The organism is Oceanospirillum linum (assembly GCF_001995095.2).
Taxonomy (GTDB): domain Bacteria; phylum Pseudomonadota; class Gammaproteobacteria; order Pseudomonadales; family Halomonadaceae; genus Oceanospirillum; species Oceanospirillum linum.
The window spans coordinates 1-418 of record NZ_MTSD02000156.1; the positions used below are offsets into that span (position 1 = coordinate 1).

General features: G+C 62.0%; 1 protein-coding gene. It reads right to left on the reverse strand.

Annotated features, from left to right (window positions below; all coding sequences use genetic code 11):
- Positions 1-418: YuxH family protein (locus BTA35_RS17090; RefSeq protein WP_202931319.1), on the reverse strand; the 418-nt coding region annotated here is incomplete at both ends.

The following is a 418-nucleotide window of genomic DNA, read 5'->3' on the forward strand; positions in this document are numbered from 1 at the left end:
CAATCGCCATGCTCAAGCGCTTCTATGGCGCCGAGCAGCGTGCCGAGTTGCCCTTCGCGGTGCAAGATCGCTGCCCGAATGTGACTCGCCAGTGTCAGCGCTTCGAGCGTGTTTTCAAGCGTATCGCCGAACACGGCATCGACGAGCGAAAACACGCCCGTCAAAAACGCACCGTCCACCACCTTGCGGTTCGCATGCGCAAGACGCGCCGATGCGGTTTCCATGAATCGGGCGCGCGTGGCCGCGAGCTGAACGAGCGCGTCTTGCTCGAGCGGAACCTTACGGCCGTCCGCATAAAGCAATAGTTGAGTCCAACGCGCGATCCGATTCGTGCCCGTCGCGTTGATCGCGTCGCGCAACGTCGCAACTTTGCGGCCGATACTCGCCTCGCCCGAGTTGGCAAGGCGCATCAGATGCA